This is a genomic window from Chryseobacterium oleae, assembly GCF_900115055.1.
In the GTDB taxonomy this organism is placed as follows: domain Bacteria; phylum Bacteroidota; class Bacteroidia; order Flavobacteriales; family Weeksellaceae; genus Chryseobacterium; species Chryseobacterium oleae.
In genome coordinates this window covers 47,924-62,279 of sequence record NZ_FOVD01000009.1, presented here as the reverse complement: position 1 = coordinate 62,279, position 14,356 = coordinate 47,924, and the positions used below count along the sequence as shown (strand labels likewise).

General features: G+C 40.0%; 13 protein-coding genes. 7 read left to right on the top strand and 6 right to left on the bottom strand.

Annotation, left to right across the window (positions count from 1 at the left end; genetic code table 11):
• The first annotated feature begins 85 nt into the window (after positions 1-85).
• A complete protein-coding gene (locus tag BM143_RS21130) occupies positions 86-1,126 on the top strand; it encodes a TerC/Alx family metal homeostasis membrane protein (RefSeq protein ID WP_090027106.1) in 1,041 nt (346 codons plus the stop codon).
• Between the two features lie 170 nt (positions 1,127-1,296).
• On the opposite strand, the gene BM143_RS21125 is transcribed toward BM143_RS21130, so the two are convergent.
• Positions 1,297-2,301: a catalase family protein gene (locus BM143_RS21125; RefSeq protein ID WP_090027104.1), complete on the bottom strand. Its 1,005-nt coding sequence runs from the start codon at positions 2,299-2,301 to the stop codon at positions 1,297-1,299.
• 381 nt (positions 2,302-2,682) lie between these two features.
• Between BM143_RS21125 and BM143_RS21115 the strand changes: the two genes are divergently transcribed.
• From BM143_RS21115 to BM143_RS21095, 5 genes are all read left to right on the top strand, one after another.
• Positions 2,683-3,117, top strand: coding sequence for an FKBP-type peptidyl-prolyl cis-trans isomerase (locus tag BM143_RS21115; protein WP_051891234.1), 435 nt, complete (start codon positions 2,683-2,685; stop codon positions 3,115-3,117).
• Positions 3,118-3,358: 241 nt separating this feature from the next.
• A complete protein-coding gene (locus BM143_RS21110; protein WP_072925249.1) occupies positions 3,359-4,309 on the top strand; it encodes a hypothetical protein in 951 nt (316 codons plus the stop codon).
• A 66-nt stretch (positions 4,310-4,375) separates the two neighbouring features.
• Complete coding sequence (locus BM143_RS21105; RefSeq protein WP_090027100.1) at positions 4,376-4,786, top strand: Rrf2 family transcriptional regulator; 411 nt, start codon at positions 4,376-4,378, stop codon at positions 4,784-4,786.
• 58 nt (positions 4,787-4,844) lie between these two features.
• On the top strand, positions 4,845-5,498 hold the full coding sequence (locus tag BM143_RS21100) for an NAD(P)-dependent oxidoreductase (RefSeq protein ID WP_047454846.1): 654 nt from the start codon (positions 4,845-4,847) through the stop codon (positions 5,496-5,498).
• A 19-nt stretch (positions 5,499-5,517) separates the two neighbouring features.
• On the top strand, positions 5,518-6,693 hold the full coding sequence (locus BM143_RS21095) for an MBL fold metallo-hydrolase (protein ID WP_090027098.1): 1,176 nt from the start codon (positions 5,518-5,520) through the stop codon (positions 6,691-6,693).
• A 341-nt stretch (positions 6,694-7,034) separates the two neighbouring features.
• Here the strand turns inward: BM143_RS21095 and BM143_RS21090 are convergent, their stop codons facing one another.
• On the bottom strand, positions 7,035-8,063 hold the full coding sequence (locus BM143_RS21090; protein WP_090027097.1) for a M23 family metallopeptidase: 1,029 nt from the start codon (positions 8,061-8,063) through the stop codon (positions 7,035-7,037).
• Positions 8,064-8,289: 226 nt separating this feature from the next.
• Here BM143_RS21090 and BM143_RS21085 point away from each other — a divergent pair, with 226 nt between their 5' ends.
• Positions 8,290-9,330, top strand: a complete 1,041-nt coding sequence (locus BM143_RS21085) for an NAD(P)H-dependent glycerol-3-phosphate dehydrogenase (protein ID WP_090027094.1) — start codon at positions 8,290-8,292, stop codon at positions 9,328-9,330.
• 114 nt (positions 9,331-9,444) lie between these two features.
• Here BM143_RS21085 and BM143_RS21080 read toward each other — a convergent pair whose 3' ends face one another.
• From BM143_RS21080 to BM143_RS21065, 4 genes are all read right to left on the bottom strand, one after another.
• The gene (locus BM143_RS21080) at positions 9,445-10,344 is read right to left on the bottom strand and encodes an AraC family transcriptional regulator (protein ID WP_090027092.1); all 900 of its coding nucleotides are present in this window, start codon (positions 10,342-10,344) and stop codon (positions 9,445-9,447) included.
• Between the two features lie 151 nt (positions 10,345-10,495).
• Positions 10,496-11,737 carry an NAD(P)/FAD-dependent oxidoreductase gene (locus BM143_RS21075; protein WP_090027090.1) on the bottom strand — a complete coding sequence of 414 codons (1,242 nt, stop codon included), beginning with the start codon at positions 11,735-11,737 and terminating at the stop codon, positions 10,496-10,498.
• Between the two features lie 31 nt (positions 11,738-11,768).
• Positions 11,769-12,770, bottom strand: coding sequence for a 4-hydroxyproline epimerase (locus BM143_RS21070; protein WP_090027088.1), 1,002 nt, complete (start codon positions 12,768-12,770; stop codon positions 11,769-11,771).
• 9 nt (positions 12,771-12,779) lie between these two features.
• Positions 12,780-14,348, bottom strand: a complete 1,569-nt coding sequence (locus BM143_RS21065; protein ID WP_090027086.1) for an aldehyde dehydrogenase (NADP(+)) — start codon at positions 14,346-14,348, stop codon at positions 12,780-12,782.
• Positions 14,349-14,356 lie beyond the last annotated feature (8 nt).

Sequence of the window (14,356 nt, the reverse complement as noted above, 5' to 3'; positions counted from 1 at the left end):
ATATCAAATAAAAAACATTAAAAATTAGCAATATTTGTGCATACTGTACATCTATTGCTTTTATCATATAATAACATAAACTGAAGTGGAACATCAAAGTATTTTAGAATTGCACCCGGGCTTGGTGTGGGGATTTGCGGTAACGGTAGTTATCATGCTGCTCCTGGATTTAGGAGTATTCAACAAAAAAAGCCATGAAGTATCATCCAAAGAAGCTACCATCTGGTCTATCGTATGGATTTCACTATCCATGATATTCTCCGGAGTGGTGTATTGGGTTTTCAATACAGACGGAAGTCCTGAAAGCCACGCTGTGGCCGTAGAGAAATTTACGCAGTATCAGGCCGCCTACTGGATTGAAAAAGCCCTCTCTGTGGATAACTTATTCGTATTTATCCTTGTTTTCGGGTTCTTTAAAGTTCCGAAATATCTTCACCACAAAGTTCTCTTCTGGGGAATCATTGGAGCATTGATATTCAGAGCGATATTTATCTTCGCTGGAGTGGGGTTAATCAACCTGACGTATCTTCCTGAAATGAATATTTTCGGAAAAGCAGTTCAGATCAACGTAGTAATGGCCCTGTTCGGTCTGTTCCTTGTCTATGCCGGGATCAAATCCTGGGGTGACGGAGGTGACGATGACGACGAAGATTACAGCAATACAGCCGGTGCAAGACTGATCAAAAGCTTCTGGAAAGTTTCCGATAATTATGATGGTGATAAATTCTTCACGATCCAAAACGGAATCAAGATGGCAACACCGCTTTTAGTAGTGGTTGGGGTTATTGAATTTACCGACGTTCTATTCGCGGTAGACTCTATTCCGGCGATCTTTGCGATCTCCAATGACCCGTTCATCCTTTATACATCCAATATTTTCGCGATCTTAGGATTGAGATCATTATATTTCCTGTTGGCGAACTTTATCCATATGTTCAGCAAGCTTCCTTACGGACTGGCGATTATCCTGTCATTTATCGGGGTAAAAATGCTGATCGCACCATGGATTCATATTCCGTCTCCGGTTTCATTGGGAATCGTAGGAGGAGTATTGGTACTTTCGGTTCTTATATCTATTATGTTCCCTGAAAAGGAAGATGAGGAAAAAGAGAAATTAGAAAAATAAGAACAACAAAACCTTATTATAGTAAAAGGCTTTACAAATCGTAAAGCCTTTTTTTATTTCAAAAAAACACCAGAATTCATGATGATCAATTTTGCTTCGCAAGTGAGTTGTCAATTTTTAACTGTGTTTTTAGAAATTCACAATTCACAATTGACAATTCACATCAATCATCATTGATGTTTGTGCAGCAGCTTATTAATCTTCCTCCTCGTCTGCACAGATACTTTATATGCTTCATCACGAAGTTTCTGAATCTTTCCGACAGGCTGGAAAAAGATCTTGCTTTCAAAGGGATTGAATGAAAGGAGCTCAGTGGTGCAGTCACGAGGATCCAGAAGCTGGCCTTTATCTATTTTCACTTCCCCGATTTTAATATAGGGTGAATTCTTCCATTCCACATTCAGCTTGTTGATAGGCTGTTCTTTGAGGTTATAACAAAACTGGATAAGAACATCGGCAGTATAATCGTGATCCTGAAAATAATGTTTCAGAGCCTCTTTCATCTTTAACTTCTTCCCAAAATTTTTATCCACAGATTTCGGAACCAGCTTGATTTTGATCATATGATCACCAAGACGGTAAGCACCAACAGAGTGATAATCAAAAGAGAGAATAAAATCATTTCTTTTTCCCAGCAGTTTTAAAATATTCCGTGCAAACGAAAATGTACAGACCGAAGGAATCACTTTGAGCATCTGAGTGGCCAATGAAAAGAAACTGCTCCATTTTTTAATGTAAAACCGGTTCACCGCAGTAAACAGTTTCAGGAAATGAGAAACCGAATTCGTGGGAAGCAAAGGAAAATTAACCAAAGGAAAATTCGCGATCAGCCCGCCTTTTTCGTCCTTTATTTTGACTGCAAATCCGTAAGCAGGAATATCTTTTTCTGAGTTCTTGATTTTCAGATTGGCATTGGAAAGTCTGATGGTCAGATCAAATTTTTCAATGTCAAAAAAAGGAAGAAGTTCTTCAGGAATGTGTTTATCGATGAAAAATGTACCATCAGCTGCGGCATAAGTCTTGGCATGGGCATTTCTGGTGGCATAGTCGACATCACTTATGGAAGAAGACTGTTCAACGAAATCAGCAATAGTCTTTTTATTGATTTCGAAAAGCTTTTTTTCCTCTTCGGTAAGTTCGTCAAATTTCTTATTATATTTTAGTGGTTCTGGCATTTAGTTTTTAAATTCAATTATAACGCCAAGTTTCTGAATCCGCGTTAACCCAATGTTAAAATTATTTGAATTTTGCGGCAGTCAGGGAGATAAGGGCGGAAGATTGAAGAATGGAAAGTGGAAGTCACTGCTAGTCTGTAATTTAGAAGAAAGGATGGAAGAGGGAAGTCTCAAGATAGAAGAACTCCTGGTTTACCCTTTAACCAAAAGACTTTTTCAATTTGTTTCTTCATTATATTCTAAACTGCCAACTAACAACCAGCAACTAGCAACAAACAACATTTTAACTATTATCCCTGCCATCTCCCTCCATAACTTCCATCCTCCAGCTTCCCTCTTTCATCTTCTCAAAAACCCCTATCTTTGTAAAAAATATCAACAATGGGAGTAGCAGATATGTTATTTAAAAAGAAAAAAGAACAGGCAGAAAAGAACCTTAACGACGGTAAGGAATACATGGAAGAGTACGGTAAAAGAGAAAGTGTTGTACAGTTGCCAAGCGGCCTGCAGTACGAGATCATTACCGAAGGCGATGGCGCACAGCCGGGGCCTAAATCCACCGTAAAATGCCATTACCACGGAACTACTATTTCCGGTAAGATTTTCGACAGCTCTGTAAAAAGAGGAACGCCGGCATCTTTCCCTTTGAACAAAGTAATCAAAGGATGGACAGAAGCTCTTCAGCTCATGTCTGTTGGAAGCAAATGGAGACTGATCATCCCTCCGCACTTAGCGTATGGAGATCAGCAGATCAGTAAAGAAATCGGACCGAATTCTACATTAGTTTTCGAAGTAGAATTACTGGATATTAAATAATCCTGCTTAAAAATAGCTTAAAAATTTACCTGAATTCAGGTAAATTTTTTTATTTGTACTATATTCGTATGGATCTATTTCAAAGAACAGGGATTGCTATATTTTTTAACGGATGTGAAAGTCTGAATAAGCAGATTTAAATTTTATCGAAGATAAAATCCTTGCGCCTTAAAAAAGTAGAGAATAAAATCTTTTGCGTCTTTGCGATAATCCAACCACACAAAGAAAAAATATAAACTGAATGAAAAAACTCTTTTACCTTTTGGCCGTATTCAGCTTATTGACTTCCTGTGTTTCAAAAAAGAACCAGGTCATCAGGCAGAACATCCTTACACTGAAAGACAGCTACTGCAAGGCTCCTTTCCAATATAACTACAGCAACAGGGTTCCGTCCTATAATTCGGATTCTATTTTAGCGGCTAATAAAGAACTTCAGGGAACGTTTTCCGATCAGAGTATTCTTATCCTCAATGCCCTGGATAATCTTGACGAGGTTCATAAGATCATTGATCTGAAAAAAGACTCTTCCATAGCCGCTCAGGTTAAAGTTTTGCAGCTTAAAAGTAAGATCAACAGTAAAATAACGATTGCGCTTACCGAACTGGATGCCGTGGCCGCAGAATTTGACTGTGAGGGAGAAAGGGTAGCCCAGATCGGAAATTATGTAGATAATCTCAATGATTCCAGAAACAATAAAATGATCCTTTATTCCATTGTAACGGGTGCTGCAGCGTCTATTGCCGGCGGTATTGTGTCAGATGGAGGATGGAGCAACGCGATTGATATCAGCGGGGGTGTTGTAGGGGCTGGTTTCGGTCTCGCCACATTGAATCCGAAAGGAAAAAAGGTAGAATTTATCCATCAGAGAAACCTTTTGAGAGATATCTGGAGAGAAAAACTGGAGTCTCCAAATTTTCCACCATTCATCTGGTATATGTATACGGAGAAAAAGTTTTCCAATAAAGAGAAACATTCCATTATCAGCAGTATGAAGGAGCGATGGCTTCATTATCAGTTCGACGACAGCACAACGGAAGCCGATCAGTCTGTGATTTTCAGTGATGGAGGCTTTTACAGAGCCGATGATCTTCATAACCGGGCAGCGATGCTCAATCAGATGCAGTCGGCAACGCGGACCATTAACCAGAATATCAATTATCTGCTACTGGATCTGGACAAATTGATTCTTTAAGAAAAATTTAACTGTAATAAAATTTGTTACAGTTAAAAATTTGTCTATCTTTGCCCTGTAATTAAAATGAACAATACAAGATTTGCTACGGCGATACATATTCTGACCTTGTTGGCTAAAAGTCCTCAGGAGTGGCTCACTTCTGAATGGATTGCGGGCAGCGTGAATGTAAATCCGGTGATGGTAAGAAAGGAATTGAGTGTATTGAGAGAAGCAGGTTTGATTATAAGCAGACAGGGGAAAGATGGAGGAACTCAACTTGCGAGAAATGCAGATCAGATCGGTATTTCGGAGATTTATAAATCTGTGAAAAATACAGACGTTTTGGGGAAAAAGAATCTGAATCCCAATCCGGCATGCAGTGTGGGTAAAGAAGTCAATGTTCACTTAAATACCCTGTTTGAAGAAACAGATAAGCTGGTCATTAACTTTTTAGGAGATAAGTCACTGCAGGAATTCAGCGATCAGTTCGAATAAAAATTTTTTATCCTTAAATGTAACAAAAGTTATTACAATTAATTTAAAATAAAATAGTATGAAAAAAGTATCAGTAATCGGTGCGACCGGTTTTGTAGGAGCAAAAATAGTAAATGAGCTAACATCAAGAGGATATGCAGTAGAAGCTTTGGTAAGAGACGCCTCTAAAGTAGAATCAAAAGAAAACGTAACGGCAAAAAGCGTAGATGTAAACAATACAGAAGAGCTTGCAGAAGCTTTGAAAGGAAGTGATGCCGTAATCAGCGCATTCAACGCAGGTTGGACGAACCCGAATCTGTATAACGATTTCCTGAACGGTTCTGTAAATATTGAAAAAGCAGTAGAACAGTCAGGCGTGAAAAGACTGATCGTAGTAGGAGGAGCCGGAAGCCTTTATACACCGGATCATGTACAGATCGTAGATACACCGGATTTCCCGGAAGCTTACAAACCGGGGGCAACGGCAGCGAGAGATTATTTAAACAAAATCAAAGAAAACAATACCCTTGACTGGACGTTCTTCAGCCCGGCTATTGAAATGAACCAGGCGAATGTAGGGGAAAGAACCGGAAAATACAGAACTTCTCTGGAAACCCCTGTTTTTGACGAAAACGGAAGAAGCCGTCTGTCTGTAGAAGATGTAGCAGCCGTATTGGTAGACGAACTGGAACAGAACAATCATATCCGCGAGCGTTTTACAGCAGCTTACTAATTCACAAAAAAAAGAGACAATGTTAAAAAAGAAATTATTATCACTGGCAGCAGTGCTGGGATTGGTAAGTATGATGTTTGCAGGAAATTTGAAGATCAAAGTATACAATCCCGGCTCCAAAGCCATTTTTCCTATTACTTCCACTATTATTTACGGAGATAAAGATGCTGTGCTTATCGATGCCCAGTTTCAGAAGCAGTATGCGGAACAGTTGGTGAAGGAAATTAAAGCAACAGGGAAAAACCTGAAGACCGTTTTTATTTCCCACAGCGACCCGGATTTTTATTTCGGACTGGATGTGATTAAAAAAGCATTTCCCAATGTAAAAATCATTTCCACAGCACAAACCGCTTATCTGATTTCTGCTTCAAAAGATGATAAGATAGCGGTATGGAAACCACAGCTGAAAGAAGATGCTCCCTCAGAGATCATTATTCCGGAAGCTGCCAATGCTATTCCTGATCTGGAAGGGAATAAAATTGAGATCAAACAGAATGCTGAAGATCCTGCTCACAGTTTTGTCTGGATTCCATCTTTAAAAACAGTGGCCGGAGGGATTTCAGTTTCCGTAGATTCCCATATCTGGATGGCAGATACTCAGAATATCAAGGCAATTGATCAGTGGATCGGACAGATTGATGCGATGAAAGCATTAAAGCCTGAACAGGTTGTTCCTTCCCATTTTGCAAAATTATCGCTGTCTCCACAGTCTCTGGATTTCGTTAAAAACTATCTGGAAAATTATAAAAAAGCAGTGACGGAAAACAAAACATCTTCCGGTGTTGTAGATTTTATGGTGAAACAATATCCTGACCTTCACGGAAAAGATGAACTGGAAATGGGAGCGAAAGTTTTCTTTGGAGAAATCAACTGGGACTTGAAGTCACCTTATCCGGCAATAGGGAACAAAGTGGAAGCTGATTTCGGAACATTTAAATTCGTTCTGGATTTCAAAAACAATAAAGAAATGTCCTTCACAGGCGTTTCCGGAAATGTAAAGGGCAATACAGATACGGTACAGTATACCGTAACAGAGGTAGCCAAGAATATCTTTATGGTGTACTGGCACGAACCAAAACTGGGTTCAAACATTACCCACATTCAGGATTATAACAAGAATATCATTTATACCAATATTGCAGAACCTAACGGATCATTTACGCATCTGAAAGGATCGCTTAAAATTGTGAAATAATATAAAACTGCTGTCGTTAGATGGCAGTTTTTTAATTATTAAATACTGGATGTTTTTATCTCGCGCAGATTAAACAGATGATGCAGATTTTTAATTTGAAACATTAAGAATATTGAAGAGGTTAAGTTCCATTAAGAAAAATCAAATAGATTTTTAAATCAGCACTGCTTAAGGCATAGCTCAACTTAATATTCTTAAAAGCTTAATAGGATCTTAATGGTTTAAAAAACTGTCTTATAAAATATTTTTTTCCATAAAATCTCCCGCAGATTTCTCAGAATACACAGATACTCTTTTGATAGTATTACATAAAAATGGCCGTCCAACAGACAGCCATTTTTTTATAAATTCATAAACAGTTTCGGGTTAACCGGTGTGTTGTTTTTGTGTACTTCGTAGTGAAGATGTGGTCCCGTAGAACGTCCGGAGTTGCCGGATTTGGCGATAACCTGTCCTACTTTTACTTTCTCATTTACTTTTGAAACCAGTTGCGAAAGGTGACCGTAAAGGGTAGCCAGTCCGTTTCCGTGAGAAACAATGACACAGTTTCCGTAACCGCCTTTCTGGCCTGAGAAAATAACGGTTCCGGCAGCAGCAGCTCTTACATCTGAGCCGTAAGCCACAGCGATATCCAGTCCTTTGTGGAACTGCATCTGATCTGCTTCAGCAGGTGGATTGTTCTTTTCCATCGGTGCTTTCGCCGAGGTATTTCCTGCTACAGCTTTCGTTGAAGCAGCAGCTGGAGATGGTGCCGGAGCAGCAGGTGCCGCTTTCGGGGTTACCATCACTTTTACTTCTCTTTTATTACCGTAGCTGTCCGTTAATTCAATAATTTTTTCAACAGGTTCAGCTTTTACTTCCGGTTTTGGTGCGGCAGCAGCCATGGGTTTGGATTCTGCGGCACCAGGCTTTACAGAAGCAAATACGGTTTTATAAGGAATTGGATTTTTTCTGATGCCGAAATTAGAGGAGATGTATCCATCGGTAGGCATTCCCAGAGGAACTTCCATCAGCTTTTTCTGGAGATTCATTAAGTACTGGCTGTAGCGGTTGGCTTGTTTTGCCAGATATACAGAATTGGAGATACTGTCTTTAGCGAGGATCATCAGCTTCTGATCTGTGATATTTTTAGATTTCAGGAACGAATTCAGCTCAGCCACAGTCTGATCTACCATGGTGAGATCAGTTTTCATTTTTAAATAATCTACACTGTCTTTTTCAGTGTTTATTTTGACGAGGTTTACTTCATACATCTTGTCATCTTTCTTAGAAAATAACCTAGCGATAAAGACAGCCTGTGCAAAAACTACTAGCAAAAGTCCTCCAAGGAGAATATTCACGTTCTTCCTGCTGTTTAGAAATTTCTTCATATTTCTTCTCTTAGTAAATTACAAAACGGTTTTAAGCCTGCAAATTTAATTAAAAATACTATTTGAGGTATATTTTTAAATTAAACTTAGTTTTTTCTGTATTTAACGTCTAATTAGATATTTAATTGTGTTGAAGTGTTAATTTTTTCAGAAAGTGGTTTTTATCATAGCCCCAAAGTCCTTGTTCCGCCTTTGTTTTAATATATTTGCAGTTCACATTCCAATTATGGCTAAAAAGAAAATAATTTCAGAATCTTCTAATCCAAAAAAGAATAAGAACGACGTTTCTGTAGGAGTAGTAGGCAGCGGAAGTTTTGCAACCGCTATCGTAAAAATGCTGGTTGAAAACTGTAAAACGGTCCACTGGTGTGTAAGAAGTGAATTCGTAAAAGGAGCTATTGAACTCCGCGGACACAACCCATCTTATCTTACAGCCGTTAATTTTAATCTTAAAAGTCTAAAACTTACCACAGATATCAACGAGCTGGTGAGCGCCTGCGATGTTGTCGTACTGGCCACACCTTCCATTTACCTGTCGGATACGATGGATAAAATGACCTGTGAATATGGAGACAAAATTTTTGTTTCTGCAATTAAAGGGATTATTCCTAAAGTAAATGATGTGGTAGCGCATTATTTAAGAGATGAATTTAAAATCGGTTTCAGAAACCAGGCCGTTATTGCAGGACCATGTCACGCAGAGGAAGTTGCTATGGAAAGACTTTCTTACCTTACCGTTGCAGCCGTGGAGGATGAAACAGCAGATAAACTGACGGGAATTTTCAGTTCAGATTTTATCAAAGTACATTCCAGTAAAGATATTTTAGGAAATGAATACAGCGCGATTCTTAAAAATATTTTCGCGATCGGTGCGGGAATAGCAAGCGGACTTGGTTATGGCGATAACTTCACTGCCGTTTTTGTTTCCAATGCCATCCGCGAAATGGAAATTTTCCTGGAAGCGGTATACGAAGCTCCAAGAGACGTGAACGAAAGTGCTTATCTGGGTGACCTTCTGGTAACAGCCTATTCTCTTTTCTCCAGAAACCGAAGCTTAGGAAACCTTATCGGAAAAGGATATACCGTGAAATCGGCAATCCAGTCCATGAACATGGTAGCAGAAGGATATTATGCAGCAGATTCAATCTATAAAACAGCTAAGCAAAAACATCTGAAACTTCCGATCATTGATACCGTTTATGCTATCCTTTATGAAGGAAAGAATGCGGAAAAGCAGTTTAAAAAGTTAACAGCAAAACTGAATTAAATCCGGTTTAACCACCAATTTAAAAATAAAAAAACCGTCATTCACTTTTTTAAGTAAATGACGGTTTTTTGTTCTATTGTAAATGCATCCATAAACACCTCCATCATCTGCTGATCAGACTGGTCGGTTTACCCTGCTCACATTGTTGTAGGTATCAATATAAGACTTTGGAGATTGTCCGATAATACTTTTAAATACCCTGTTGAAATTCGTAATACTGTTGAATCCCGCTTTGTATGCTACTCCTGAAATACAGTCTGCTTTTTCTCCCGCAATAAGACTTTTACACGCCGCATTAATCCTTACTTCATTCAGAAAAGAAATAAAGGTATGGCCTGTGTGTTTCTTGAAATACCTGCAAAAAGCCTGTGGCGTCATAAAAGCTGTGTTAGCGACATCTTCCAGTGAGATAGGATTGCTGTAATTGTCCGTAATGAAATTAATGATTTTGCTCAGCCGCATTCCTTCATTCTCGCTGAAGTTGGATGAATACAGATCGGAGCACAACCGTTCCACATTTTCGTTCAGATCCTGCAAAGTATTAATTAATTTCACAAAACTGAACAGAACATCGATGCCTGTTGCCTTGTGGACCGTAAAGATTTGTTTCATGATGTCTTCCGTAAAACCATACGGAACTTTAAAACCATGCTTGTTCTTGTCTAAAAAAGCCTTTGCCATCTTCATTTCGGGCAGCCCGAACAATGAAGCGAGAATACCATTGGGATTGAAGTAGACGGAACAGGCTTTGATCACTTTTTCGCTGTCATCAGCAAAATATTCAGCATTGCTTTTAAATAAATGGGGAAGCTTGGCACCGATCACAAAGACATCTCCGGGACGGAACGCGTGCATATCATTACCGGCAATCAAAGTTCCTTCACCACTTTCTACATAGGTAATCTGCCACTCATCGTGCCTGTGAAGATATTGATAAAAATGGGGGAGCTCAATATACTCTGTAATCACACTTTTATCTTTCGGGACAAGGATGGTAAACGGTAATACTTTCATAGTAATCTGGCTTATCAATTACGATTTAAAATTAATAATATTACCCCGAATTAGAGTCATTGCTGTGTGATTAGGTTAAAATATTGCTATATCCTGATAATATTTGAAGAATGTAATCTTTTCAGGTTAGCTGGAAAAGAGATGATTCTATTTATCTGGTCACCGAAAAAGGTCCGGTTTCAAGTTCAGTAGCTGCGCCCGAAGCAATCTGGCTTACCAATAATCCTGTTGCCATACCTAAGCTCAGTCCCATCATTCCGTGACCTGTAGCAATAATTAAATTTTCCCTCTTTTCACTTCTCCCGATATAGGGTAGACCGTCGGGAGATGATGGACGAAAGCCATACCAGATATCTTTTTCTGCCGGAAGTACAGGTTTTAAATCCGGGAAATACTGGGGAACAGATTCTGCAATTCCTTTGACCCGGTGCATATTGACTTTGGTATTTATTTTATCCAGTTCCATCGTGCCACCATATCTGATCTGGCCATTCATAGGGGTGAGAGCTACCCTCGCTTCACACAGCAATGCCGGTATCGTTAAGCGGTTTTCGGGTTCAAACTCCATAAAAGAATAGCCTTTGCCGGGCATCAAAGAGATCGTAAGGTCTGCCATTTTTGCGACTTCCGGTGACCATGAGCCTGTTGCAATGACATACTGGTCTGCTTCCCAACTCTGTTTTCCTGTAAAAACCCTGATCACCCGCTTTCCTGCGGTTTCAATTTTATCCACCTTCTTATTACGTTCTATTTTTACTCCATTATTTGTCAGATAGAGAAGCAGAGCATTCATCAGCTTTGTTGGATAAACATGGGCATCACAGCGGTAATGGACCGCACCCAAAATGTCTAATTTTAAGTCAGGTTGTAATGCCGTACATTCAGCAGCATTTAATACTGCCATATCCAAGCCCAGTTCAATGGCTCTTGCAGCCAGATGAGCTTCTTCCTCCGCAGCCTTTTCAGTTTTGTAAAAAGCTAAAATACCGTTATGGGTAAGTTCGAAATCAAAACCAGGTTCTTTCGAAAGATCTTCATATAATTTTTTACTCAGCAGGGAAAGATCACGTAAAGGCTCTGCCGACTGGCTCACATGCTTTGCTGTGGCATGCTTCATAAACCGGATTCCCCAGCCAATGAGATCATAATTTAATGAAGGGCGAACGTAAAACGGGCTTTTACTGTTAAACATCCATCGGATCCCCTGTTGAATCATTCCGGGAGCGGCCAGCGGAATAAAATGACTGGGTACAATCATCCCTGCATTACCAAATGAGCAGCTGTCTGTAATGTCACCTTTATCCAAAACGCTGACCTCATAGCCTTTTTTTTGTAAATAATAGGCTGAGCTTAAACCTACGATTCCGCCTCCTATAATCAATACTTTCGACATTCTTCTATTTTAATGGTCTTGAAAATTTAATTTAAATCACCTGAAATCCGTGTGCATAAGGATCGTCTTCAGCGTCAATTTTAATGGTATTGTAACCAAATACTTTAGCCCAGCCCTCTACACTTGGAATGATCGCTTTGATTCCGTTAAGTTCCACTTCTTCTTCAATTTTTCCCGTAAACTTGCTGCCGATAAAACTTTCGTGAATAAAATCTTCACCCGGCTTTAATTTTCCTTTAGCGTACCATTGCGCAAGACGGGCAGACGTTCCGGTTCCGCAAGGTGACCTGTCGATTGCTTTATCTCCATAAAAAACAGCATTTCTGGCGGTTGATGCAGGGTCAATAGTTTTTCCTGTCCAGAGTACATGGCTGCAGCCATTGATCGTTGGGTCTAAAGGATGAACAAAAGTATATTGCTCATTGATTCTTTTTCTGATGGTTTGGCTCCAGGTAATAAGTTGTGCAGCGGTATAGTGTTCCAATCCCGGAAAATTTTCCTGAGGATCTACAATAGCATAGAAATTTCCGCCATAAGCTACATCAAAAGTAAGCTTACCCAAATCCGGACATTCTACCTGCAGGTTTTCAGCAGCAAGATAGGAGGCTACATTTTTTAGCTTCACTGATTTTACTTTTTTACCTTCCTGTTTATATTCAATCAGTACCAAGCCCGCCGGAGCTTCCATTCGGATGATGCCAGGTACTTTGGGTTGAATCAGGCCTTCTTCAATGGCAATGGTGATGGTACCAATCGTACCGTGGCCGCACATGGGCAGACAACCGCTGGTTTCTATGAAGAGAACCGCAACATCATTATTAGGATCATGAGGAGGATAAAGAATACTTCCCGACATCATATCATGGCCACGCGGTTCAAACATTAAACCGGTTCTGATCCAGTCAAATTCCTTAAGAAAATGCTGGCGTTTTTCACTCATGTTGGTACCCACTAACTGAGGACCGCCACCCGCTACCAACCTTACCGGATTTCCGCAGGTATGGGCATCTATGCAAAAAAATGTTTTACTCATGAGATTTGTTTATTTCTGGTTAACGGTTCTGAAAATACCCAAAGGATTTCCGTCTTTCAATTCATCGGGTAATAATTCCTGTTCCCAATCCTGATACGCCAATGGCCGAGCAAAACGGTGAATGGCTGTAGAACCGACTGAAGTAAACCGACTGTCATTAGTCGCTGGAAAAGGCCCGCCATGTTGCATGGCAGCGCAGACTTCTACGCCTGTTGGCACTCCATTGAAGATTATCCTTCCGGTTTTGTCTGTCAGTTTATCAATTAAATTCCGGTGATTCTGAAGTTCATATTTTTCGGCCATTATTGTTATGGTTAGCTGTCCTTCCAGTACATCGACTGCTTGTTCGAGTTCGGACATATCCTGAGCCACAACCAAGAGTGAGTAAGGTCCGAAAATTTCTTCACGGAGCTTTGGATTATTGATGAAATGACTGGCGCTGACCTGGGCGATTTTAGCCTGAGATTGATTTTGAAGTTCGTCGTTCTTTAAACTTGAAGCCGATAAAAGGGCAACACCGTTTTCATTGACAATCTCAGTAGAAAGTTGTTCATAGTTATGGGCAATTCCTTCTGTCAGCATGGTCGCTGATGGAATTTTGGCAATAGCCTCTTTTAAAAAGGTTATAAAGCTGTCGAGTGCCGGTGATTGAACGGCTAACAATAACCCCGGATTAGTGCAAAACTGACCAGCTCCCAAAGTAATGGATGCTGCATATTTTTTAGCCAGTTCTTCGGCCTGATTTTCTATGATCTCCGGAAGGAAAATAACAGGATTGATACTTCCCATTTCAGCAAAAACGGGAATAGGATGTTCACGTTGCTGTGCAAGATGAATCAAGGCCATTCCGCCTTTAAACGAACCTGTAAAAGTGACCGCTTTAGTCAAAGGATGCTTAACCAGAGCAGTTCCAATTGTATATCCATCATCGTATAATAATGAGAAAACACCTTTTGGCATTCCTGTTTTTTCAGCCGCTTTGATAATGGCTTCACCTACTAAAGCACTGGTTCCGTAATGAGCAGGATGTGCTTTAACAATCACGGGGCAGCCCGAAGCTAATGCGGATGCTGTATCACCGCCTGCAACTGAAAAGGCCAGTGGAAAATTGCTTGCCCCAAAAACAACTACAGGGCCTATCGGTACAAGCATTCTTCTGATATCAGGTCGCAGCAAAGGCTGTCTTTCGGGAATTGCGGTATCGATAATAGCATCTACCCATGAACCTTCGGCAACAAGATTGGCAAATAGTCTTAATTGGCCTGTTGTTCTGCCCAGTTCTCCCTGCAAACGTCCCAAAGGCAGACCACTTTCTGCTGAAGCCCTGGTGACCAGTTCTTCACCAATATTGGTAATTTCGTCTGCAATAGCATTTAAGAAATCAGCTTTAAGATCTTTATTGAGATGTCTGTAGCTTTGGAAAGCTTTGGTAGCAGATTGTAAGGCTTCATTCACAAGGCTTTCGTTTGCTTTATCAAACTCACCTTCAAGCGTTAATCCCGTTGCGGGATTAACAGCTTTCAGGCTTCCATCGTAAATTTCTACATAAGCACCTTCTACAATATTTTTTCCGTTCATATCTGGTT

Bases quoted from the DNA above. Each gene is read 5' to 3' on its own strand.
- BM143_RS21105 (WP_090027100.1), top strand. From the start codon at position 4,376: ATGAACAATACAAGATTTGCTACGGCGATACATATTCTGACCTTGTTG.
- BM143_RS21065 (WP_090027086.1), bottom strand. From the start codon at position 14,348: ATGAACGGAAAAAATATTGTAGAAGGTGCTTATGTAGAAATTTACGAT.
- BM143_RS21090 (WP_090027097.1), bottom strand. From the start codon at position 8,063: ATGAAGAAATTTCTAAACAGCAGGAAGAACGTGAATATTCTCCTTGGA.
- BM143_RS21080 (WP_090027092.1), bottom strand. From the start codon at position 10,344: ATGAAAGTATTACCGTTTACCATCCTTGTCCCGAAAGATAAAAGTGTG.
- BM143_RS21115 (WP_051891234.1), top strand. From the start codon at position 2,683: ATGGGAGTAGCAGATATGTTATTTAAAAAGAAAAAAGAACAGGCAGAA.
- BM143_RS21070 (WP_090027088.1), bottom strand. From the start codon at position 12,770: ATGAGTAAAACATTTTTTTGCATAGATGCCCATACCTGCGGAAATCCG.
- BM143_RS21125 (WP_090027104.1), bottom strand. From the start codon at position 2,301: ATGCCAGAACCACTAAAATATAATAAGAAATTTGACGAACTTACCGAA.
- BM143_RS21110 (WP_072925249.1), top strand. From the start codon at position 3,359: ATGAAAAAACTCTTTTACCTTTTGGCCGTATTCAGCTTATTGACTTCC.
- BM143_RS21100 (WP_047454846.1), top strand. From the start codon at position 4,845: ATGAAAAAAGTATCAGTAATCGGTGCGACCGGTTTTGTAGGAGCAAAA.
- BM143_RS21075 (WP_090027090.1), bottom strand. From the start codon at position 11,737: ATGTCGAAAGTATTGATTATAGGAGGCGGAATCGTAGGTTTAAGCTCA.
- BM143_RS21085 (WP_090027094.1), top strand. From the start codon at position 8,290: ATGGCTAAAAAGAAAATAATTTCAGAATCTTCTAATCCAAAAAAGAAT.
- BM143_RS21095 (WP_090027098.1), top strand. From the start codon at position 5,518: ATGTTAAAAAAGAAATTATTATCACTGGCAGCAGTGCTGGGATTGGTA.